Raw genomic sequence first — 23,363 nt, forward strand, 5'->3', positions numbered from 1 at the left:
CAGATCGTTCTTTAAAAATTCGGATATGTGAAACATTTTAGACTGTGCACCACTTTCACTGGTGGGGTGCAGGCTAAGGCAAAGAAAGTTTGTTGAATCAAGCTTTCGGCGAATGTCGTCTTCACAGTATAACCAGATAGCTTGGGGTTATATGGTCAAGTGAAGAAGCGCATACGGTGGATGCCTTGGCAGTCAGAGGCGATGAAAGACGTGGTAGCCTGCGATAAGCTTCGGGGAGTCGGCAAACAGACTTTGATCCGGAGATCTCTGAATGGGGGAACCCACTCAGCACAAGCTGAGTATCTTGCACTGAATACATAGGTGCAAGAGGCGAACCAGGGGAACTGAAACATCTAAGTACCCTGAGGAATAGAAATCAACCGAGATTCCCTTAGTAGTGGCGAGCGAACGGGGACCAGCCCTTAAGTGGCTTGGAGATTAGCGGAACGCTCTGGAAAGTGCGGCCATAGTGGGTGATAGCCCTGTACGCGAAAATCTCCTTGTCATGAAATCGAGTAGGACGGGGCACGAGAAACCTTGTCTGAATATGGGGGGACCATCCTCCAAGGCTAAATACTACTGACTGACCGATAGTGAACCAGTACCGTGAGGGAAAGGCGAAAAGAACCGCGGAGAGCGGAGTGAAATAGAACCTGAAACCGTATGCGTACAAGCAGTGGGAGCCTACTTGTTAGGTGACTGCGTACCTTTTGTATAATGGGTCAGCGACTTATATTCAGTGGCAAGCTTAACCGTATAGGGGAGGCGTAGCGAAAGCGAGTCTTAATAGGGCGTTTAGTCGCTGGGTATAGACCCGAAACCGGGCGATCTATCCATGGGCAGGTTGAAGGTTAGGTAACACTGACTGGAGGACCGAACCGACTACCGTTGAAAAGTTAGCGGATGACCTGTGGATCGGAGTGAAAGGCTAATCAAGCTCGGAGATAGCTGGTTCTCCTCGAAAGCTATTTAGGTAGCGCCTCATGTATCACTGTAGGGGGTAGAGCACTGTTTCGGCTAGGGGGTCATCCCGACTTACCAAACCGATGCAAACTCCGAATACCTACAAGTGCCGAGCATGGGAGACACACGGCGGGTGCTAACGTCCGTCGTGAAAAGGGAAACAACCCAGACCGTCAGCTAAGGTCCCAAAGTCATGGTTAAGTGGGAAACGATGTGGGAAGGCTTAGACAGCTAGGAGGTTGGCTTAGAAGCAGCCACCCTTTAAAGAAAGCGTAATAGCTCACTAGTCGAGTCGGCCTGCGCGGAAGATGTAACGGGGCTCAAACCATGCACCGAAGCTACGGGTATCACCTTTTGGTGATGCGGTAGAGGAGCGTTCTGTAAGCCTGTGAAGGTGAGTTGAGAAGCTTGCTGGAGGTATCAGAAGTGCGAATGCTGACATGAGTAACGACAATGGGAGTGAAAAACTCCCACGCCGAAAGACCAAGGTTTCCTGCGCAACGTTAATCGACGCAGGGTTAGTCGGTCCCTAAGGCGAGGCTGAAAAGCGTAGTCGATGGAAAACAGGTTAATATTCCTGTACTTCCGGTTATTGCGATGGAGGGACGGAGAAGGCTAGGCCAGCCTGGCGTTGGTTGTCCAGGTTTAAGGTGGTAGGCTGGGATCTTAGGCAAATCCGGGATCCCAAGGCCGAGAGCTGATGACGAGTGTTCTTTAGAACATGAAGTGGTTGATGCCATGCTTCCAGGAAAAGCTCCTAAGCTTCAGATAATCGGGAACCGTACCCCAAACCGACACAGGTGGTTAGGTAGAGAATACCAAGGCGCTTGAGAGAACTCGGGTGAAGGAACTAGGCAAAATGGCACCGTAACTTCGGGAGAAGGTGCGCCGGTGAGGGTGAAGGACTTGCTCCGTAAGCCCATGCCGGTCGAAGATACCAGGCCGCTGCGACTGTTTATTAAAAACACAGCACTCTGCAAACACGAAAGTGGACGTATAGGGTGTGACGCCTGCCCGGTGCCGGAAGGTTAATTGATGGGGTTAGCGCAAGCGAAGCTCTTGATCGAAGCCCCGGTAAACGGCGGCCGTAACTATAACGGTCCTAAGGTAGCGAAATTCCTTGTCGGGTAAGTTCCGACCTGCACGAATGGCGTAACGATGGCGGCGCTGTCTCCACCCGAGACTCAGTGAAATTGAAATCGCTGTGAAGATGCAGTGTATCCGCGGCTAGACGGAAAGACCCCGTGAACCTTTACTATAGCTTTGCACTGGACTTTGAATTTGCTTGTGTAGGATAGGTGGGAGGCTATGAAGCGTGGACGCCAGTCTGCGTGGAGCCATCCTTGAAATACCACCCTGGCAACTTTGAGGTTCTAACTCAGGTCCGTTATCCGGATCGAGGACAGTGTATGGTGGGTAGTTTGACTGGGGCGGTCTCCTCCCAAAGAGTAACGGAGGAGTACGAAGGTGCGCTCAGACCGGTCGGAAATCGGTCGTAGAGTATAAAGGCAAAAGCGCGCTTGACTGCGAGACCCACACGTCGAGCAGGTACGAAAGTAGGTCTTAGTGATCCGGTGGTTCTGTATGGAAGGGCCATCGCTCAACGGATAAAAGGTACTCCGGGGATAACAGGCTGATACCGCCCAAGAGTTCATATCGACGGCGGTGTTTGGCACCTCGATGTCGGCTCATCACATCCTGGGGCTGAAGCCGGTCCCAAGGGTATGGCTGTTCGCCATTTAAAGTGGTACGCGAGCTGGGTTTAGAACGTCGTGAGACAGTTCGGTCCCTATCTGCCGTGGACGTTTGAGATTTGAGAGGGGCTGCTCCTAGTACGAGAGGACCGGAGTGGACGAACCTCTGGTGTTCCGGTTGTCACGCCAGTGGCATTGCCGGGTAGCTATGTTCGGAAAAGATAACCGCTGAAAGCATCTAAGCGGGAAACTTGCCTCAAGATGAGATCTCACTGGGATCTTGAATCCCCTAAAGGGCCGTCGAAGACTACGACGTTGATAGGTGGGGTGTGTAAGCGCTGTGAGGCGTTGAGCTAACCCATACTAATTGCCCGTGAGGCTTGACCATATAACACCCAAGCCATCTGCACAGCAGTGGCGGTGTGTGAAGACGATACAGCCGAAAGCTGATCAACAAACGCCGAAAAATGTTCACATAACCGAATTTGCCAGCGTGTGAACACGCACTGGCTACCGAATTTCTTGACGACCATAGAGTGTTGGAACCACCTGATCCCATCCCGAACTCAGTAGTGAAACGATACATCGCCGATGGTAGTGTGGGGCTTCCCCATGTGAGAGTAGGTCATCGTCAAGATTCAAACACAGAACCCCTGATCGCACTGCGATCGGGGGTTTTGCTTTGCGCGAAAGAAAAGTCGGCCGCTCCTGCCGGGCAAAAAAAGACCGCCTCAGAGGGCGGTCAACAACGTCAATTCTGTTTCAGTCGCCTCGGTATTCACACCCGCTGGTGCAGGTCTCGTGAATACGAATGGCAGACAGCTCAGGTAACAGCGGCTTCAACTCATTCCAGATCCACTTGGCCAGATTTTCGCTGGTCGGGTTCTCCAGGCCGGGAATGTCATTGAGGTAATTGTGATCCAGTCGCTCGTACAGCGGCTTGAATATCGCCTTGATCTCTGAGAAGTCCCGGATCCAGCCGGTATGGGGGTCGACCGGGCCGGACAGATGGATACCTACGCGAAATGAGTGGCCATGCAGGCGACCGCACTTGTGGCCTTCCGGCACGTGGGGAAGGCGATGCGCGGACTCAAAAGTGAATTCCTTGAAAATTTCCAAAATCTTGACTCTGAAACGAGATACAGCACACGAGTGTAACAGCAATACACTCAACACGGCATGATCAGTACCATTGCAAAGCTAATGGCATGTGGCCAGAGTCATTCAGTTTGAATTAAGTTCCTGAAGGTATGGTGACGGCATCAACATTAGCTGACTGTGGAGCCAACAATGAAAGCTTTGCTGACCTTTACAACTGCCTTTGCCTGGGCCCTGACGGCCAATCTGGTACAGGCCAGGGACCTGGGTCCGGATGAAGCCCTGCGACTCAGAGATAACGGTGTTATCCAGTCGTTCGAGAAACTCAATGCCGTTGCGCTGGCCGCTCATCCTGGTTCGAGCATTACCGATACTGAGCTCGAAAGTGAATACGGCAAATATGTTTACCAGGTGGAATTGCGCGATACTAAGGGCATTGAATGGGATCTGGAACTCGATGCGGTAACCGGGCAGATCTACAAGAACCATCAGGATAATTGATGACTGCTGCTAAGCGTCGTATCGCATTACTGGGTCTGCTGTTTACCTGCACCTTGGTTCAGGCCCGTGACCTTGACCAGGATGAAGCCCTGCAACTGCGCCAGCGTGGCGTTATTCTGCCACTCGAACAGTTCATCGGGCAGGCCTTGGCGCGGTATCCCGGCGCCAGGTTGCTTGAGGCCGAACTCGAAGAAAAGAACGATGTGTATGTCTATGAGGTTGAATTGGTTACTCCTGAAGGCGTGGTACGTGAACTCAAGTTCGATGCCCGTGACAGTCGGTTACTCAAAGACGAGGAAGATGACTGATGCGTCTGTTGCTGGTTGAAGACCATGTATCTCTGGCTGATGAGCTAATGGCGACCCTGGCCCGCCAGGGTTATGCGGTTGACTGGTTGGCAGATGGCCGGGATGCGCAGTATCAGGGGCTGAGCGAGCCCTATGACCTCATCGTGCTTGATTTGGGATTGCCGGGCATACCCGGCCTGGAAGTTCTGGCGCACTGGCGCAGCAACGGTCTGGCGACGCCGGTGCTGGTGTTGACCGCGCGCGGCTCCTGGTCAGAGCGCATAGAGGGACTCAAGGCCGGTGCAGACGATTACCTGACCAAGCCTTTTCATCCTGAAGAACTGCAATTGCGCATTCAGGGCCTGCTGCGCCGCGCCCGGGGCCTGGCCAATCAGCCGAAACTGGAGTCGGCAGGCTTGCACTTGGATGAGGGACGTCAATCGGTGGCACGCGACGGCGTCGATATCCAGCTGACTTCCGCAGAGTTCCGCTTGCTGCGCTACTTCATGCTGCACCCGGAACAAATCCTTTCCAAGAGTCATCTGGCCGAGCATCTCTACGACGGCGAGAGCGAGCGTGATTCCAATGTCATCGAGGTTCACGTCAATCACTTGCGCCGCAAGCTGGGCCGCTCAGTGATCGAAACCCGCCGCGGTCAGGGTTATTTGTATGGTGGGGCTGGCGGTTGAGGTCCATCCAGCGACGTCTGAGCCTGGGGCTGGTCACGATCATGCTGGTGATCGGCCTGGTCATGGCGCAGACCAGTCTGTGGTTGTTCGAGCTGGGCCTGCAGCGTTATCTGGAGTCAGGACTGCGCAACGAGAGTGAGAACCTGTTGGTCGCTATCGTGCGCGGCCCGGTGGGCTTGCAACTTGACGAGCAGCGGTTGTCCGGCGCCTACCATCGGCCTTTCTCGGGTCACTACTTTCGCGTCGATTTTGCCGATGGCCACTGGCGCTCGCGATCCTTGTGGGATTTCGAGCTGCCCAAGCCACAGAGCACAGGGCTGCACAGCGACCTCGAACTGGGCGAGACTGGCCAGTCGTTATTGGTCCTGACAGCCGATTACCGCAAGTTCGGCCAGCAGTTCTCCATCAGCGTCGCGCAGGACTACACGCCAGTACGCCAGACCTTCAAGCGCGTGCAGCAGATTGGCATGGGGCTGGGGCTGGCGGCGTTGTTACTGGTTTTGGGCTTGCAGCGGGTTACTGTGCGCAGGGCACTGCGGCCTCTCAATACCGTACGTGAACAGATCTTTCAGTTGCAGCAGGGCCAGCGTTCGCAACTTGATGATCAGGTGCCTCGTGAGCTTGAGCCCTTGGTCGACCAGATCAACCATCTGCTTGCCCATACTGAAGACAGCCTCAAACGTTCGCGCAATGCCTTGGGCAATCTTGGCCATGCACTCAAGACTCCGTTGGCGGTGCTGCTTAGCATTGCGTCCAGCTCGGCGCTGGAGTCCCAGCCTGCGCTGCGCAAGACCTTGCATGAACAACTGCAACAGATTCAGCAGCGTCTTGAACGTGAGCTTAATCGTGCACGCCTGTCGGGAGATGCGTTACCGGGGGCACGCTTTGATTGTGATGTGGAGCTTCCCGCGCTGTTTTCCACCCTGAACATGATCCATGGCGAACACTTGCAACTGGTCAACGACACCCCACCCGGGTTGACGCTGCCCTGGGATCGCGAGGATCTGCTGGAACTGCTCGGCAATTTGCTGGACAACGCCTGCAAATGGGCCGACAGCGAGGTGAGCCTGAGCATCAGTGTCAGCGCAGCAGGAACATGCCTGTTGATTGATGACGACGGTCCGGGTATTCCTGAGTCACGCCGTGAAGGGGTTTTCAGCCGCGGAACCCGTCTGGATGAACAGATTAGCGGCCACGGGCTTGGCTTGGGCATTGTTCGTGATATCGTGGAAACATGGGGTGGCACATTGCAACTGCTGGTGAGCCCGGCAGACGGGCTACGCGTCCGTATCGATTTGCCAGAACGTAAATGAATTGCCAAAGGGGCATCAGTTTCCTGGCTATCAGTCGATAGCTGATCAAGAGCGCTTGTTTCAAGAACGACAATAACGATAAGGCAAAGATCATGCGACCCAATCTCAAGGCCAAAGTGCTGTCACTGGCGATTGCGCCGGTTCTGTTATTCGCCCTGGTCGTCAGTGCCTCGACGATCTATATCCTCCACCAACAGGCTGATATAGAGGTCAACGAGACCCGTGAACGTCTGCTTGAAGAAGCCAAAAGCAATCTCAAGGATCACGTCTCCGTCGCCATCAGTGCGATCAAACCCCTTTACGATGCTGCCGCGCCTGGCGATGAAGCGCCCCGCGCCGCTGCGATCAAGCAGTTTGCCTCTGTCAGCTACGGCAAAGACGGTTATCTGTTCGGCTATGATTCGGAGATTATCCGGATCTTTCGCAGTAACAGCGCCGATGGTCTGGGCAAAAGCTTCAAGGACACCAAGGACCCCAACGGCATCTACCTGAACCGCGAACTGGTGGCGGTGGCTAAGAACGGCACTCACTACGTACGCTACGCTTCGGCATTGCCCGGCAAGAGCGAACCGGTACCTAAAGTGGGTTACACCGAATACCTGCCCAAGTGGGACCTGGTGGTTGGCAGCGCGGTCAACCTTGATGGCATCGAGGCCCAGGTCGAACAGGTGCGCAAGAATGTCGATGCTCGCCTGCAGGACATGCTCTACAGCATTGTCGGCATTACTTTGGTGGTGCTGGTCATCATCAGCGTGATTGGCGTGCTGGTGACAGGCACGCTGCTGCGCCCACTGCGCCTGATGAAAGCCAGCCTTGACGATATTGCCGCCGGCGAAGGCGACCTGACCCGCCGTCTGCCTGTCACCAGTCAGGACGAGTTGGGCGAGCTTGCCGGTTCTTTCAATCGCTTTGTCGACAAGATCCATTCGTTGGTGCGGCAAATGACCGAAGTGACCTCGCAACTCACCGGGCTGGTGGCTGAGGTGTCCTCCCAGGCTCAGCGCTCTGAGCAGGCCATGGAGCGCCAGCGCTACGAAACCGATCAGGTGGCCACTGCCATCAACCAGATGTCTGCAGCTGCCCACGAGGTGGCCAGCAGCGCGCAAAATGCCTCGAACGCCGCGCAGCAGACCGACGAGCAGGGGCGTACTGCCAAGCGGGTGGTGGACGGCAGCATTGTGCAGATCCATTCGCTGGTCGAAGACATTCGCAAAAGTGGTGTGTCGCTCGACAGCCTGCAGCAAGACGTCGGGTCGATTGTCAGCGTTCTGGGGGTGATTCGTTCGATTGCCGAGCAGACCAACCTGTTGGCGCTCAACGCAGCCATCGAAGCGGCGCGGGCCGGCGAGGCGGGACGTGGCTTTGCCGTGGTTGCCGATGAGGTTCGGGCGCTGGCTAGCCGAACCCAGCAGAGCACTCAGGAAATCCAGGGCATGATCGACCGTCTGCAGTCTGGCACTCAAGAGGCAGTCAGTGCCATGCGGCGTTCCAGTGAGGCGGGGGAGGGCACCTCGGTGCAGGCCAACGAAGCCGGCCGTTCGCTGGTCACCATTGGTGAACTGATCGCCACCATCAACGCGATGAACGCGCAGATTGCCAGCGCCGCAGAGGAGCAGACTGCCGTGGCCGAAGAGATCAACCGCAGCGTGCACCAGATCGCCGTAGCAGTGGACAGCGTTGCTGAGGAAACCCGCCAGAGCGCGATCACTTCACGCAGCCTGTCCGATCTCGGCCAGCGGCTGGGAGGGCTGGCGGCACAATTTCGCGTCTGAACCATTGCCCGAAGGCTTCGGGGCACTCCTGCGTGTCGTGGCTGACTAATGCTCTGAGCGGGCATCTAGCCAGCCTGACGACACGGATGAGACATGAACGAAACCTCCCTGCATTACAAGACCTTTCTGCTCCTGTTGGTGCTGGTCAGCATCGCTTTTATCTGGATCCTGCTGCCGTTCTATGGCGCGGTATTCTGGGCGGTGATCCTGGCCATTATCTTTTCCCCCATGCAGCGTCGCCTGCAACTCAAGCTGGGCTGGCCACGTAACCGTATCTCGTTGCTGACCTTGGGAATCTGTCTGGTCATCGCCATTTTGCCGGTGATCGTGATCAGCGCCATGTTGGTTCAGGAAGGCGCGCTGCTGTACAAGAATGTCGAGAGCGGCAAGCTGGATGTCGCGCAGTACCTGACCGAGTACAAGGAACTGTTGCCGGCCTCAGGGCAGCGTCTGCTGGACCGGATGGGCATGGGCGATTTCAACGGCTTGCGCGACAAAATCTCCAAGGGGGCCATGCAAGGCAGCCAATACCTGGCCGGCCAGGCGTTCAGTTTTGGTCAGGGCACTTTCGATTTTGTGGTCAGCTTCTTCATCATGCTTTACCTGCTGTTCTTTTTCCTGCGTGACGGTCAGGAACTGGTCCGCAAGATGCGCAATGCAGCGCCATTGGCAGACCAGCACAAGCGCCGCCTGCAATTGAAGTTCACCCGCGTGGTGCGCGCCACGGTCAAGGGCAACCTGGTGGTTGCGGTCACCCAAGGCGCGCTGGGCGGCCTTATCTTCTGGTTCCTCGATATTCCCAGTGCGTTGCTCTGGGCAGTGATCATGGCCTTCTTGTCGCTGTTGCCGGCGGTGGGTGCAGGGATTGTCTGGGCGCCGGTGGCAGTGTACTTCCTGCTCAGCGGGATGATCTGGCAAGGTGTGGTACTGGCCTTGTTCGGCGTGTTTGTGATCGGCCTGGTAGATAACGTGCTGCGCCCGGTACTGGTCGGCAAGGACACTCGGATGCCGGACTACCTGATCCTGATCAGCACCCTGGGCGGCATGTCGGTATTTGGCCTCAATGGCTTTGTCATCGGGCCGTTGATCGCTGCCCTGTTCATGTCGTCCTGGGCACTGTTCAGCAGCAATAAACGCCCGGTACGCCTGCCGGGTTAAAAAACCCAGGCAATAAAAAACCCTGCCGAGGCAGGGTTTTTTTATGCGCAGTGAATCAGCTCGGTACTTGCAGGCCGGTACTAAGTACCAGATCCAGCAACGGCTGCGGGTACACACCCAGCACGAAGGTCAGGATCGCCACGGCCAGCAGCATCACACCGCCGGTACGCTGTGCCCAGTTGAAGGCGGCGTCATGACGCGGCAGTTTGTTGTCGACCAGGTACATGGTGACCATCACCCGCAGGTAGTAGAACACGCCGATGGCGCTACCCAGCACCAGCGTACCGATCAGCCACCACAGGTGCGACTCGACACCGGCAGCGATGATGTAGAACTTGCCGATGAAGCCTGCAGTGAGCGGAATACCCGCCAGCGACAGCATCATCAGGGTCATCACTGCGGTCAGGTATGGACGACGCCAGAACAGGCCGCGGTACTCGAACATGGCATCAGCGTCACGGCCGCTGTACGGCGAGGACATCATGGTGATCACACCGAAGCTGCCCAGCGAGGTCAGCACATAGGTGGTCAGGTACACGCCGATGGCTTCTACCGCCATGCCCTTGCTTGCCACCAGCGCGATCATCAGGTAACCGAAGTGGGCGATCGAGGAGTAACCCAGCAGCCGCTTGAGGTTGTTCTGCACCAGTGCCAGCAGGTTGCCGACCAGGATGGATGCCACGGCCACAACCGCCAGCACGTCCAGCACCACACCGCCGCTTGCCGCCGGCGACATCTGGAACAGCCGCACCAGCACCGCGAACACCGCCACCTTGCTGGCAGTGGCCAGGAAGGCCGCGACCGGCGCCGGAGCACCTTCATAAACGTCTGGCGTCCAGAGGTGGAACGGCACCAGCGAGAGCTTGAAGCCCAGGCCGATGACCATCATGCCCAGACCCATGCTGGCAATCGGGCTAGGCAGGCCGGTGGCCTCCAGCGCCTTGCCGATCGCGTCGAAGCTCAGGCTGCCGGCTTCGGCGTACAGCAGTGCCATGCCGAACAGCAGGAACGCTGAGCCGGCTGCCGACAGCACCATGTACTTGATACCGGCTTCCAGCGAACGCTTGTTGAAGAACGCATAGGCTACCAGGCCATAGACCGGTACCGAGAGCAATTCCAGGCCGATGAACAGGCCGGCCAGGTTCTGCGCGCAGACCAGCACCATGCCGCCGGCTGCCGCCAGCAGAATCAGCAGGTACAGTTCTTCGCGGTTGCCTGGATAGCCGGTCTTGTCATCACCCAGATAGGCATGAGCCATGGTCACGCAAGCCAGGGTCGAAGCGAGGATCAGCGCCATGTAGAAGCAGGCGAACGGATCGACCAGCAGCAGTGGGGTGACCACCAGTGGCGCGACCTTCAGGGCCGGGTAAACCGACAGCAGGGCCAGGTTCAGGCCGGCCACGCTGAGCAGGAAGGTTTGCGAGTGATTGCGGCGCCATGCGATGGCCAGCATCACCACCACAAGGGTGATACTGGTGATCAGCAGAGGGCCTAGCGCAATAAAGTGTTGAATCGTCAGGTCCATAGCGCTCTTACCGGGCCGAAGCGAGTTGAGTGAAGGCAGTGCCTAGCCATTGCTGCACGCCGTGCATGGTCGACGCCGAAGTGTCCAGGAACGGCTGCGGGTAGACCCCGAGCACGATCAGCAGGACGGCAAGACCCAGCACCATGATCATTTCCCGTGCATCCAGGCCCTTGTAGACCGCATCGGACTGCGACGGGCCGAAGTAGGCGCGGTGGATCATGATCAGCGAATAGACCGAACCGAACACCAGACCGGAGGTGGCGATGGCAGTGACCCATGGCGAACTGACGAAGGCACCCAGCAGGATCAGGAACTCACCGACAAAGTTACCGGTGCCGGGCAGGCCCAGCGACGCGGCTGCGAAGAACAGGCTGATTGCCGGCAGGTAAGGAATGCGCGACCACAGGCCACCCATCTGGCGCATGTCACGGGTGTGCAGACGCTCGTACAACTGGCCGCTGAGGATGAACAGTGCCGCTGCCGACAGGCCGTGGGCGATCATCTGGATCACCACGCCCTGCAGGGCTTGCTGGCTGCCCGAGTAGATACCGATCAGCACGAAGCCCATGTGCGAGACGCTGGAGAACGCGATCAGGCGCTTGATGTCGCTCTGGGCGAACGCCAGGAAGGCACCGTAGAAAATCCCGACCAGACCCAGGGTCATGGCAATCGGCGCGAACTCTGCCGAAGCATTCGGAAACAACGGCAGAGCAAAGCGCAACAGGCCGTATGCAGCAGTTTTCAGCAGGATACCGGCCAGGTCCACGGAACCTGCGGTCGGCGCCTGGGCGTGAGCGTCAGGCAGCCACGAGTGCAGCGGCACCACCGGCAGCTTCACCGCGAAAGCGATGAAAAAGCCCAGCATCAGGATGTACTCGGTGCCAGGTGCCAGTTGCGTTTTGAGCAGCTCGGCATAGGCGAAGGTCAGGGTGCCGGTCTGGTTGTAATGCACCAGAACCAGACCAAGGATCGCCACCAGCATGATCAGGCCGCTGGCCTGGGTGAAGATGAAGAACTTGGTCGCGGCGTAAATCCGGGTCTTCTTGCCGTCCGAGGAGCTGTGACCCCAGAGTGCGATGAGGAAATACATCGGCACCAGCATCATTTCCCAGAAGAAGAAGAACAGGAACAGGTCGATGGCCAGGAACACACCGACCACGCCACCGAGGATCCACATCAGGTTGAGGTGGAAGAAGCCGACCTTGCGGTCGATCTCTTTCCACGAACACAGCACCGACAGCACACCGAGCAGGCCGGTGAGCATGATCATCAGCAGCGACAGGCCATCGAGCGCCAGGTGCAGGCTGATACCGAAGCGGGTGATCCACTGGGCCTGGAATTCCAGGGCCCAGGCAGGATTACCGCCCGGCGCAGGGGCCAGGGTGTAGTTGCCGACAGCCCACAGCCACAGGCCGAGGCCCAGCAGCAGGGACATGGTCGCCAGCGCGATCCAGCGTGGCATTGTCGCGCTGACGCGCTCGAACTGCCAGCAGAGCAGGCCGCCGATAAAGGGGATCAGGATTAGCCAAGGCAGAATCATGACGGGCTCAATTCCTTTCGCAAATTCGCAAGGTTCATGTCAGACCGCAACCAGAATGCCGCCCAGTACCAGAACGGCACCAAACGCGATCGAGGCAGCGTACCAACGAAGCTGACCAGTCTCGGTGCGGCTCATGGAAACATGACCGCCTTTGACCAGACGCGGGATCACACCAATGAGACGGTCGAACGGATCACTGCGCAGCAAGTGACTGATCGCCAGGTATGGCTTGACGAACAGTTTGTCGTAGATCCAGTCGAAGCCCCAGGCGGCGAACCACCAGGCCGAGAGCAAACGGCCGATACGGCTGTTGGCGATGGCGGTAGCCAAGGTGCGTTTGCCCAGGAACAGCAGCGCGGCGAGCACGATACCGGCAATGGCAATGGCCCCCGAAGCGATCTCCAGACTGTGCTTGGCATCGCCGCCGGCATGGCCGACGCTTTGCGGCAGCACGCCTGCCAGTGGTGGAGTGATCCAGGCACCGATGAAGGTCGACAGCACGATCAGCACCGACAGTGGCAGCCAGTGCGAGATGCCATGGCCTGCATGAGCTTCGGTCTTGGCCTCGCCGTGGAAGGCGATGAAGATCAGCCGGAAGGTGTAGATCGAGGTCATGAACGCACCGGCAAGACCGGCATACAGCAGGCCGGTATGGCCGCTGGCGAAAGCCTCCCAGAGGATCTCGTCCTTGGAATAGAAACCGGCGGTCAGCAGCGGCAGGGCGGCCAGGGCGGCGCCGCCGACGATGAAGCTGGCGTAGGCCAGAGGCAGTTTCTTCCACAAGCCACCCATCTTGAAGATGTTCTGCTCGTGGTGGCAGGCGACGATCACCGCACCGGAGGCAAGGAACAGCAGGGCCTTGAAGAACGCGTGGGTCATCAGGTGGAAGATCGCACCTTCCCAGGCACCGACGCCCAGGGCCAGGAACATGTAGCCGATCTGGCTCATGGTCGAGTAGGCGAGAATCCGCTTGATGTCGGTCTGTACCAGCGCGGCGAAGCCGGCCAGTACCAGCGTCACACCACCGACGACGCCGACCAGATGCAGGATATCCGGCGCCAGGACGAACAGACCGTGGGTACGGGCGATCAGGTACACGCCGGCGGTGACCATGGTCGCGGCGTGAATCAGTGCCGAAACCGGAGTAGGACCGGCCATTGCATCAGCCAGCCAGGTCTGCAGCGGCAGTTGCGCGGATTTACCTACGGCACCGCCAAGCAGCATCAGGGTCGCCAGCACGATCCAGAAGTCGCCGGCCTTGAAGTGCTCAGGCGCACGCACCAGCAGTTCCTGGATATTCAGGGTGCCCAGTTGCTGGAACAGGATGAACAGACCGATCGCCATGAACACGTCGCCGATCCGGGTGACGATGAAGGCTTTCAGTGCGGCATCGCCATTCTTGCGCTGGCCATAGTAGAAACCGATCAGCAGGTAGCTGCACAGGCCCACGCCTTCCCAACCGAAGTAGATGAACAGCAGGTTGTCGCCCAGGATCAGGAACAACATGCTGGCAATAAACAGGTTGGTGTAGGAGAAGAAGCGCGAGTAGCCCTCTTCGCCGCGCATGTACCAGGAGGCGAACAGATGGATCAGAAAGCCCACCCCGACCACCACGCCGAGCATGGTGACCGACAGGCCGTCCAGGTACAGGGCGAAGTTGGGGCTGAAGCCGTCCACGTCCATCCAGCGCCACAGCACCTGGGTGTAGTGGCCGCCTTCGGGTGGTGCGACGTTGAACTGCCAGATGATCCAGGCAGTGACAATGGCCGACAGGCCGACCGAGCCGACGCCGATCAGTGCCGCGAGGTTCTCCGAGATACGGCCACGGGAGAACGACAGCAGCAGCCAACCGATCAGGGGAAATACAAAAGTCAGAAAGAGAAGGTTCATCCGCGCATCTCGCTGGCAGCATCGATATCGAGAGTGTGGAAGCGGCGATACAGCTGCATCAGGATCGCCAGGCCGATACTGGCCTCGGCAGCTGCGAGGCTGATCACCAGAATGAACATTACCTGTCCATCCGGTTGACCCCAGCGGCTACCGGCTACCACGAATGCCAGGGCGGCGGCATTCATCATGATTTCCAGGCTCATCAGCACGAAAAGGATGTTGCGGCGCACCATCAGGCCGACCAGGCCAAGGCAGAACAGCACCCCGGCAACCGCCAGGCCGTGTTCGAGAGGAATTGCATTCATGGCTGGGCTCCTTCTTCCTTGGTATCGGTACGGCCAAGGTGGAATGCGGTCACGGCAGCCGCCAGCAGCAGCATCGAGGCCAGTTCCACCACCAGCAGGTAAGGACCGAACAGGCTGATGCCGACGGCCTTGGCGTCCACTGTGGTGTGGCCCAGGCCGGCACCGCTCGGGTTGGCAAACAGCACATACAGCAGTTGGAACAGCAGCATGCCGCCCAGGAACACAGGTCCCGCCCAGATCCCAGGCTTGAACCAGTTACGTTCTTGCTGCACCGAGGCAGGGCCCAGATTGAGCATCATGACCACGAACACGAACAGAACCATGATCGCGCCAGCGTAGGCGATGATTTCCAGCACCCCGGCAAATGGTGCGCCGAGGCTGAAGAAGGTCATAGCCACGGCGATCAGTGAGATGATCAGGTAGAGCAGGGCATGCACGGGATTGGTGTTCGTGATGACCCGTAAGGTCGACACGACAGCAATGCCGGATGCAAAGTAGAAAGCGAATTCCATCTGGACTTCCTTAAGGCAGCAAGCTCTTGACGTTGATCGGTTCGGCTTCACTCTGCGCGGCGCCTTTGGGCTTGCCGGAGATTGCCATGCCGGCAACGCGATAGAAGTTATAGTCGGGGTTCTTGCCGGGGCCGGAAATCAGCAGGTCTTCTTTCTCGTACACCAGGTCTTGGCGCTTGAAGTCAGCCATTTCGAAATCCGGGGTCAACTGGATCGCGGTAGTCGGGCAGGCTTCTTCGCACAGGCCGCAGAAAATGCAACGCGAGAAGTTGATGCGGAAGAACTCCGGGTACCAGCGACCGTCTTCGGCCTCGGTCTTCTGCAAGGCGATGCAGCCGACCGGGCAGGCCACGGCGCACAGGTTGCAGGCCACGCAGCGTTCTTCACCGTCGGGGTCGCGGGTCAGGACGATCCGGCCGCGATAGCGTGGTGCCAGATAAACCGGTTCTTCCGGGTATTGCAGGGTGTCGCGCTTGCGAAAGCCGTGACCGAAAATCATCACCAGGCTGCGCAACTGGGTACCGGTACCCTTAACGATGTCGCCAATATATTTGAACATGGGTCAGTTACCTCACTGAACCGCGCCTGCCGGCGTGTTGAGCAACACGATCGCGGCAGTCACCAGCAAATTGATCAGGGTCAGCGGCAGGCAGAATTTCCAGCTGAAATCCATCACCTGGTCATAGCGCGGGCGCGGAATCGAAGCGCGCAGCAGGATGAACAGCATGATGAAGAACGCGGTCTTCAAAGCGAACCAGATGAAGGGGATCTGCGGCAGGATACCGAACGGACCATGCCAGCCACCGAAGAACAGGGTGACCAGCAGCGCCGAGATCAGCACGATGCCGATGTACTCGCCGACGAAGAACATGCCCCATTTCATGCCGGCATATTCAATGTGGTAACCGTCGGCCAGTTCCTGCTCGGCTTCGGGCTGGTCGAACGGGTGACGGTGAGTCACGGCGACGCCAGCGACGAAGAACGTACAGAAGCCGAGGAACTGTGGAATGATGAACCACAGGTTCTGCGCCTGATACTCGACGATGTCGCGCATGTTGAACGAGCCGGCCTGAACCACCACGCCCATCAGCGCAAGACCCATGAACACTTCGTACGACACGGTCTGGGCCGAGGCCCGCAGGCTGCCCAGCAACGCGTACTTGTTGTTACTCGACCAACCGGCGAACAGCACTGCGTACACCGACAGACCCGCCATCGCGAAGAAGAACAGCAGGCCGATGTTCAGGTCTGCGACACCCCAGGTCGGGGTGATCGGGATGACGATGAACGAGATCAGCAAGGCGCTCATGGCCACCACCGGTGCCAGGGTGAAGATCACCTTGTCGGCAAACGGCGGCATCCAGTCCTCTTTGAAGAACATCTTCAGCATGTCGGCAGCGATCTGGAACATACCGAACGGGCCAACCCGGTTCGGGCCATAGCGGTCCTGCCACCAGCCCAGCAGGCGTCGCTCGACGAAGCTGAGCAACGCGCCGCTGATGACCACGGCAAGCAGGATGACGATGGCCTTGAGGACCGCAATGATCACATCGATCACTTCAGGGGTGAACCAGCTCATTGCGCTGCCTCCTGCAGACCGGCCACGGATTTGCCGGAAAACGCCGGCGGAATGCCTGCCAGACCGACCGGCAGGGCGACCAGGCCAGCGCCCAGTTCTTCATTGATGCGCAGCGGCAGACGCAGGGTCTGGCCGGCCACCTCCAGGCTGACCAGCGCGCCCTCGTTGACGCCCAGACGATCGGCTTCTGCTTTGGCCAGTGCAACGTAAGCAGCCGGGATGCGCTCTTGCACCGGTGCGGCTTTCGAAGAGTTCTCTTCGCTGCCGAACAGGTGGTAGAACGGCACCGCTTGCCAGCTACCCTGCGCCGGAGCGAAGGCGCGTGGCACGCTGGCAAACCAGCTCAGCTTGTCGCCGGTGCTTTCGATCAGGCGCACGCCCGGGTCACCGGCACGCAGATGACCACCGACCTCGTCCTGGAACTTGTTCCAGGCCTGCGGTGAGTTCCAGCCCGGTGACCAGGCGAATGGCACCTGCTGGCGTGGTTCGACCGAGCCCGAATAACCTTCCATCGAGAACGAGAACGCCGTGTCCTTGTCTTGTGGCGTGCGCGGCTCGTGCACGCTGATATTGGCGCGCATCGAGGTCCGGCCGCTGTAACGCAGCGGTTCGCGAGCCAGTTTCAGACCTTTGATACGGAACGACGCGGACGGTGCGGCATCGACAATACCTGCCAGGCGGGGGTTGGCCGCGGCGCAGGCTTCGGTGACCTGGTCGAGCTGGGTCCAGTCCACCGGCTGATTGAGCAGGGTCGAACGCAGCGCGTGCAGCCAGCGCCAGCCTTCGTGGACCAGAATGCTGGCGTCCAGATAGGTCGGATCGAACACCTGGAAGAAACGCTGGGCGCGGCCTTCCTGGCTGACCAGGGTGCCATCGCCTTCAGCGAAGCTGGCCGCTGGCAGGACCAGATGGGCACGGTCGGCGGTCGCGGTCTTCTGGTGATCGGCAACGATCACTACCTTGGCCGCGTTCAGTGCGGCGTCCACGGTGGCGGCATCGGTACGGCTGTACAGGTCGTTTTCCAGCACCACGATGGCGTCGGCCTGACCCGAGATCACCTGCTGCAGCGCAGCATCGAGCGAATCACCACCGAGCAGGGCCAGGCCCATGCTGTTGGCTTCCGGCACCACCAGGCTCAGCGAGCCTTCTTTCTCGCGCAGTTTCAGCGCTTTGGCGATGTTGGCGGCGGCTTCGATCATGGCCTTGGAGCCCAGCGAACCGCCGGAGATGATCAGTGGGCGTTTGGCGGCCAGCAACGCATCGGCGATGGTTTTCACCAGTTCCAGCGCTTCGGCGTCCAGGCCAGCAACAGCCGGGGCGCTGGCGTCGATGGCGTGGGCCACGGCAAAGCCGAGACGGGCGAGGTCGTCTGGCGCGGCGTGCACGCAGTGCTCGGCCACGTCGTCCAGACGGGTGTCAGTCAGGCTGGCAATGAACAGCGGGTTCAGTTCGTGCTGGGCAATGTTACGCACCGCAGCATCAAGCCATGGCTGGACCTTCATGGCGGCGGCCATGTCGCGGGCCTTGCCCTTGACCGCCTGACGCACGGCCAGGGCGACCCGGGCAGCCGTCTGGGTCAGGTCTTCGCCAAGAATGAAGATCGCGTCGTGATCTTCGATGTCACGCATGTTCGGCACCGGCAGCGGGCTGTCGCTCAATACCTGGGCGATCAGGCGCACGCGCTCAAGCTCACCGGCTTCAATACCGCTGTAGAAGTGCTCGGCACCGACCAGTTCGCGCAGCGCGTAGTTGCCTTCCAGGCTGGCGCGTGGCGAGCCGATACCAACGATGTTACGACCGCGCAGCAGGTCGGCGGCGGTGTCCAGCGCGTCGTCCAGGCTCAGTTTCAGCTGCTCCTGGCCCTTGTTCAGCAGCGGCTGGCGCGGACGATCCTTGCGGTTGACGTAGCCATAGCCGAAACGGCCACGGTCGCACAGAAAGTACTGGTTCACCGATCCGTTGAAACGGTTTTCGATGCGCCGCAGTTCGCCATAACGCTCACCGGGGCTGATGTTGCAGCCGCTGGAGCAGCCATGGCAGATGCTCGGGGCAAACTGCATGTCCCACTTGCGGTTGTAGCGCTCGGAGTGGGTCTTGTCGGTGAACACGCCGGTCGGGCAGACCTCGGTCAGGTTGCCGGAAAACTCGCTCTCCAGCACGCCGTCTTCAACGCGACCGAAGTACACGTTGTCGTGAGCGCCATACACGCCCAGGTCGGTGCCGCCGGCGTAGTCCTTGTAGTAACGCACGCAGCGGTAGCAGGCGATGCAGCGGTTCATCTCGTGAGCGACGAACGGCCCCAGGTCCTGATTCTGGTGCGTGCGCTTGGTAAAGCGATAACGGCGCTCGTTGTGGCCGGTCATCACGGTCATGTCTTGCAGGTGGCAGTGACCGCCTTCCTCGCAGACCGGGCAGTCATGCGGGTGGTTGGTCATCAGCCATTCGACGACACTGGCGCGGAACGCCTTGGACTCTTCATCTTCGATGGAGATCCAGGTGTTGTCGGTGGCAGGGGTCATGCAGGACATGACGATCCGGCCGCGGGTATCGTTTTCATCGTTGTACTGCTTGACCGCGCACTGGCGGCAGGCACCGACGCTACCCAGCGCGGGGTGCCAGCAGAAATACGGAATGTCGAGGCCCAGGGACAGACAAGCCTGTAGCAGGTTGTCCGCACCGTTGACTTCGAGCGCTTTGCCGTCTACGTGGATAGTGGCCATGGTTCAAAGTTCTTCGTTGGCCCGTTGTCAGCGGGCGTGGCTAATGGAATCCGGTGGTACCTGCTTCGCTCGGCCCCTTCATGGAAGGGGCGGCGTCAGCCGGTACAGGGTCGCCATGCCAGGCATTGGCGACCGGTCAGTCTTGTTTATGCCCCGACTGTGGTCGGGATCTTGCCGGGGATGGGCAGGCCCGCGCTTGCTGGCGCGACACCTGCCTCGAATTCCGGCCTGAAGTACTTGATCGCGCTACCCAGCGGCTCGACCGCACCCGGTGCGTGAGCACAGAAGGTCCGGCCAGGGCCGAGGAAGTTGACCAGGCCCAGCAGCGTCTCGATGTCTTCGGCACGGCCCTGGCCTTTTTCCAGGGCGCGCAGCATCTTCACGCTCCAGGGCAGGCCATCGCGGCACGGAGTACAGAAGCCACAGGACTCCTGGGCAAAGAACTCTTCCATGTTGCGCAGCAAGGAAACCATGTTGACCTTGTCGTCCACCGCCATGGCCAGGCCCGTACCCATCCGGGTACCGACCTTGGCGATGCCGCCGGCGTACATTTGCGCGTCCAGATGTTCCGGAAGCAAAAAGCCGGTACCGGCGCCGCCTGGCTGCCAGCACTTGAGCTTGAAGCCGTCGCGCATGCCGCCGGCGTAGTCTTCGAACAGCTCGCGGGCCGGCACGCCGAACGGCAGCTCCCACAGGCCCGGGTTCTTGACCTTACCGGAAAAGCCCATCAGCTTGGTGCCATGGTCTTCACTGCCTTCGCGGGCCAGCGACTTGTACCAGTCGTTGCCGTTGTTGACGATGGCCGGCACGTTGCACAGGGTTTCGACGTTGTTCACGCACGTCGGCTTGCCCCACACGCCTACGGCGGCAGGGAAGGGCGGCTTGGAGCGCGGGTTGGCGCGGCGGCCTTCCAACGAGTTGATCAGTGCGGTTTCTTCACCGCAGATGTAACGGCCGGCGCCGGTGTGCACGAACAGCTCGAAATCAAAACCGCTGCCAAGAATGTTCTTGCCCAGCAGGCCGGCAGCCTTGGCTTCTTCGACCGCACGGTTGAGGTGGCGGGCGGCGGTGACGTACTCACCGCGCAGGAAGATGTAGCCGCGGTAGGCTTTCAGTGCACGGGCACTGATCAGCATGCCTTCGATCAGCAGATGGGGCAGTTGCTCCATCAGCATGCGGTCTTTCCAGGTGTTGGGTTCCATTTCATCGGCGTTACACAGCAGGTAACGGATGTTCATGGACTCGTCTTTAGGCATCAGACCCCACTTCACGCCGGTGGGGAAGCCTGCGCCACCACGACCTTTGAGACCGGAGTCCTTGACCGATTGGACGATCTCATCGGGCGATTGCTGGGTCAGCGCCTTGCGCGCCGCAGCGTAGCCGTCCTTGCTCTGGTACTCGTCGAGCCACACCGGCTCGCCGTCGTCACGCAGACGCCAGGTCAGCGGGTGGGTTTCAGCCGTGCGCGCAATGCGGTTGGCCGGACCGAAGGAAGTCAGGGTCATGGGTAAGCCTCCAGCATCTTGGCAACGCCGCCGGGCTGCAGATTGCCGAATGTATCGTCATCGACCATTACCGCTGGCGCCTTGTCGCAGTTGCCCAGGCAGCACACCGGCAGCAGGGTAAAGCGGCCGTCGGCGGTGGTCTGGCCCGGAGCGATGCCCAGCGAGCTCTGGATTTCTTCGACGATCGACTCGTGACCGGCAATGAAGCACACCATGCTGTTGCAGACGCGGATGATGTGCCGGCCGACCGGCTGACGGAAGATCTGGCTGTAGAAGGTGGCTACGCCTTCGACGTCGCTGGCAGGGATGCCGAGGATGTCGCTGATCGCATAGATCGCGCCGTCCGGCACCCAGCCGCGCTGCTTCTGGACAATTTTCAAGGCTTCGATGGACGCCGCACGCGGGTCCTCGTAGTGATGCATTTCGTGCTCGATGGCCGAGCGCTCTGTTTCGCTGAGAACGAAACGGTCTGTCTGGATAAGTGGGCTGTTCATTCTTAGCGGTCCACGTCGGCCATAACGAAGTCGATACTACCCAGGTACGCAATCAGGTCCGCGACCATGCTGCCTTTGATCACCGAAGGGATCTGTTGCAGGTGCGGATAGCTCGGAGTACGGATCCGGGTACGGTAGCTCATGGTGCCGCCGTCGCTCGTCAGGTAATAACTGTTGATACCCTTGGTCGCTTCGATCATCTGCAATGATTCGTTGGCCGGCATGACCGGACCCCACGAAACCTGCAGGAAGTGGGTGATCAAGGTTTCGATGTGCTGCAGGGTGCGCTCTTTTGGTGGCGGCGTGGTCAGCGGGTGATCCGCCTTGTACGGGCCTTCAGGCATGTTGCGCAGGCACTGGTCGATGATGCGGATACTCTGGCGCATCTCCTCGACACGAACCATGCAGCGGTCGTAGGCGTCGCCGTTGTGGGCCAGTGGCACTTCAAATTCGAAGTTCTCGTAGCCCGAGTACGGACGCGCCTTGCGCAGGTCGAAATCACAGCCGGTGGAACGCAGGCCAGCACCTGTGACGCCCCATTCCAGCGCCTCTTTGGTGTTGTAGGCGGCCACACCGATGGTCCGGCCCTTGAGAATGCTGTTCTGCAAGGCAGCTTTGGTGTACTCGTCGAGGCGCTTGGGCAGCCAGTCGACGAAGTCCTTGACCAGTTTCTCCCAGCCGCGCGGCAGGTCGTGAGCCACGCCACCGATGCGGTACCAGGCCGGGTGCAGGCGGAAACCGGTGATCGCCTCGATCACGGTGTAGGCGCGCTGGCGGTCGGTAAAGGTGAAGAACACCGGGGTCATGGCGCCGACGTCCTGGATATAGGTACCCAGGAACAGCAGGTGGCTGGTGATGCGGAAGAACTCGGCCATCATGATGCGGATGGTGTCGACCCGGTCCGGCACCTTGATACCGGCGAGTTTTTCCACCGCCAGCACGTACGGCAGGTTGTTCATCACCCCGCCGAGGTAGTCGATACGGTCGGTGTAGGGGATGTAACTGTGCCAGGACTGACGCTCGCCCATTTTCTCTGCACCACGGTGGTGGTAGCCGATGTCCGGAACGCAGTCGACGATCTCTTCACCGTCCAGTTGCAGCACGATACGGAAAGCACCGTGCGCAGACGGGTGGTTGGGGCCGAGGTTGAGGAACATGTAGTCCTCGTTCGCCCCAGAACGCTTCATGCCCCAGTCTTCGGGGTTGAAGCGCGCGGCTTCTTCTTCAAGCTGCTGCTTGGCAAGGTTCAGGCTGTACGGGTCGAACTCGGTGGCGCGGGCCGGGAAGTCCTTGCGCAGCGGGTGACCTTCCCAGGTCGGCGGCATCATGATGCGCGACAGGTGCGGGTGGCCCGGGAAATCGATGCCGAACATGTCCCACACTTCACGCTCGTACCAGTTGGCGTTAGGCCAGATACGGGTGACGGTAGGTACGCTCAGGTCGCTTTCGGACAGTGCGACCTTGATCATTACGTCACTATTACGTTCAACCGACATCAGGTGGTAGAACACCGTGAAGTCAGCGCCCGGCAAGCCGCGGCGATGGGTGCGCAGACGCTCGTCGACACCATGCAGGTCATAGAGCATGGAGTACGGTTTGGCGACATTGCGCAGGAACGTCAGTATTTCGATCAGCCGGGCGCGTTCGACCCACAGCACCGGCATGCCGGTACGGGTCGGCTGGGCCGTGAAGGCCTCGGCGCCGAAGCGGGAATTCAGTTCATTGACGACATCTTGGTCGTCAGCCTTGTACGGCGGGATGTACAGAGCGGTGCCTGCAGTCATAGGTCTCAATCACTTCGGTCAACGTACAGAGTCA

The 23,363-nt window shown here is 59.4% G+C and carries 17 protein-coding genes, 2 rRNA genes and 2 pseudogenes; 9 read left to right on the forward strand and 12 right to left on the reverse strand.

Annotated elements, in window-relative coordinates:
* Window positions 1-153 precede the first annotated feature (153 nt).
* Both NRB16_RS00645 and rrf read left to right on the forward strand, forming a co-directional pair.
* A 23S ribosomal RNA gene (locus tag NRB16_RS00645) occupies window positions 154-3,045 on the forward strand.
* Between the two features lie 133 nt (window positions 3,046-3,178).
* Window positions 3,179-3,294 (forward strand): 5S ribosomal RNA (gene rrf, locus NRB16_RS00650).
* 125 nt (window positions 3,295-3,419) lie between these two features.
* Here rrf and queD read toward each other — a convergent pair.
* Window positions 3,420-3,776 (reverse strand): 6-carboxytetrahydropterin synthase QueD, encoded by a 357-nt coding sequence (gene queD, locus NRB16_RS00655; RefSeq protein WP_144403353.1) that lies wholly within the window; start codon window positions 3,774-3,776, stop codon window positions 3,420-3,422.
* Window positions 3,777-3,947: 171 nt separating this feature from the next.
* Between queD and NRB16_RS00660 the strand changes: the two genes are divergently transcribed.
* The 7 genes and pseudogenes from NRB16_RS00660 (at window position 3,948) to NRB16_RS00685 (ending at window position 9,475) form a co-directional block, all read left to right on the forward strand.
* A complete protein-coding gene (locus NRB16_RS00660) occupies window positions 3,948-4,256 on the forward strand; it encodes a PepSY domain-containing protein (protein WP_253117527.1) in 309 nt (102 codons plus the stop codon).
* Complete coding sequence (locus NRB16_RS00665; RefSeq protein ID WP_045493207.1) at window positions 4,256-4,564, forward strand: PepSY domain-containing protein; 309 nt, start codon at window positions 4,256-4,258, stop codon at window positions 4,562-4,564. Before NRB16_RS00660 ends, NRB16_RS00665 begins: the two co-directional genes overlap by 1 nt.
* Complete coding sequence (locus tag NRB16_RS00670; RefSeq protein ID WP_045493204.1) at window positions 4,564-5,232, forward strand: response regulator transcription factor; 669 nt, start codon at window positions 4,564-4,566, stop codon at window positions 5,230-5,232. Before NRB16_RS00665 ends, NRB16_RS00670 begins: the two co-directional genes overlap by 1 nt.
* Window positions 5,229-6,545 carry a sensor histidine kinase gene (locus NRB16_RS00675; RefSeq protein WP_257105237.1) on the forward strand — a complete coding sequence of 439 codons (1,317 nt, stop codon included), beginning with the start codon at window positions 5,229-5,231 and terminating at the stop codon, window positions 6,543-6,545. Before NRB16_RS00670 ends, NRB16_RS00675 begins: the two co-directional genes overlap by 4 nt.
* 92 nt (window positions 6,546-6,637) lie before the next feature.
* Window positions 6,638-7,459: pseudogene (locus NRB16_RS29495) on the forward strand (cache domain-containing protein); the annotation flags it as partial.
* A gap of 270 nt (window positions 7,460-7,729) precedes the next feature.
* Window positions 7,730-8,317 (forward strand): annotated as a pseudogene (locus NRB16_RS29500) (methyl-accepting chemotaxis protein); the annotation flags it as partial.
* A gap of 93 nt (window positions 8,318-8,410) precedes the next feature.
* Window positions 8,411-9,475, forward strand: a complete 1,065-nt coding sequence (locus tag NRB16_RS00685) for an AI-2E family transporter (protein WP_045493195.1) — start codon at window positions 8,411-8,413, stop codon at window positions 9,473-9,475.
* Window positions 9,476-9,530: 55 nt separating this feature from the next.
* Here NRB16_RS00685 and nuoN read toward each other — a convergent pair whose 3' ends face one another.
* The 11 genes from nuoN to nuoC form a co-directional block, all read right to left on the reverse strand.
* The gene (gene nuoN, locus NRB16_RS00690; RefSeq protein ID WP_045493192.1) at window positions 9,531-11,000 is read right to left on the reverse strand and encodes an NADH-quinone oxidoreductase subunit NuoN; all 1,470 of its coding nucleotides are present in this window, start codon (window positions 10,998-11,000) and stop codon (window positions 9,531-9,533) included.
* Window positions 11,001-11,007: 7 nt separating this feature from the next.
* Window positions 11,008-12,540, reverse strand: coding sequence for an NADH-quinone oxidoreductase subunit M (gene nuoM / locus NRB16_RS00695; RefSeq protein WP_045493189.1), 1,533 nt, complete (start codon window positions 12,538-12,540; stop codon window positions 11,008-11,010).
* A gap of 39 nt (window positions 12,541-12,579) precedes the next feature.
* Window positions 12,580-14,430, reverse strand: a complete 1,851-nt coding sequence (nuoL, locus tag NRB16_RS00700; protein WP_045493186.1) for an NADH-quinone oxidoreductase subunit L — start codon at window positions 14,428-14,430, stop codon at window positions 12,580-12,582.
* Window positions 14,427-14,735: an NADH-quinone oxidoreductase subunit NuoK gene (gene nuoK, locus NRB16_RS00705; RefSeq protein ID WP_003317980.1), complete on the reverse strand. Its 309-nt coding sequence runs from the start codon at window positions 14,733-14,735 to the stop codon at window positions 14,427-14,429. The genes nuoL and nuoK overlap by 4 nt, the downstream gene beginning before the upstream one ends.
* Entirely contained in the window at window positions 14,732-15,247 is a 516-nt protein-coding gene (gene nuoJ, locus NRB16_RS00710; protein WP_045493178.1) for an NADH-quinone oxidoreductase subunit J, read from the reverse strand. Before nuoJ ends, nuoK begins: the two co-directional genes overlap by 4 nt.
* Before the next feature lie 10 nt (window positions 15,248-15,257).
* A complete protein-coding gene (gene nuoI / locus NRB16_RS00715) occupies window positions 15,258-15,806 on the reverse strand; it encodes an NADH-quinone oxidoreductase subunit NuoI (protein ID WP_045493175.1) in 549 nt (182 codons plus the stop codon).
* Between the two features lie 12 nt (window positions 15,807-15,818).
* Window positions 15,819-16,826, reverse strand: coding sequence for an NADH-quinone oxidoreductase subunit NuoH (nuoH, locus tag NRB16_RS00720; RefSeq protein WP_045493172.1), 1,008 nt, complete (start codon window positions 16,824-16,826; stop codon window positions 15,819-15,821).
* Window positions 16,823-19,546, reverse strand: coding sequence for an NADH-quinone oxidoreductase subunit NuoG (gene nuoG, locus NRB16_RS00725; RefSeq protein ID WP_253141046.1), 2,724 nt, complete (start codon window positions 19,544-19,546; stop codon window positions 16,823-16,825). The genes nuoH and nuoG overlap by 4 nt, the downstream gene beginning before the upstream one ends.
* Window positions 19,547-19,692: 146 nt before the next feature.
* Complete coding sequence (nuoF, locus tag NRB16_RS00730) at window positions 19,693-21,051, reverse strand: NADH-quinone oxidoreductase subunit NuoF (RefSeq protein WP_257105239.1); 1,359 nt, start codon at window positions 21,049-21,051, stop codon at window positions 19,693-19,695.
* Entirely contained in the window at window positions 21,048-21,545 is a 498-nt protein-coding gene (gene nuoE, locus NRB16_RS00735; protein ID WP_253117534.1) for an NADH-quinone oxidoreductase subunit NuoE, read from the reverse strand. The genes nuoF and nuoE overlap by 4 nt, the downstream gene beginning before the upstream one ends.
* A gap of 2 nt (window positions 21,546-21,547) precedes the next feature.
* Window positions 21,548-23,329 carry an NADH-quinone oxidoreductase subunit C/D gene (nuoC, locus tag NRB16_RS00740; protein WP_253141047.1) on the reverse strand — a complete coding sequence of 594 codons (1,782 nt, stop codon included), beginning with the start codon at window positions 23,327-23,329 and terminating at the stop codon, window positions 21,548-21,550.
* Between the last annotated feature and the right edge of the window lie 34 nt (window positions 23,330-23,363).

The sequence above is a fragment of the Pseudomonas sp. LJDD11 genome (genome assembly GCF_024584215.1).
Lineage (GTDB): Bacteria > Pseudomonadota > Gammaproteobacteria > Pseudomonadales > Pseudomonadaceae > Aquipseudomonas.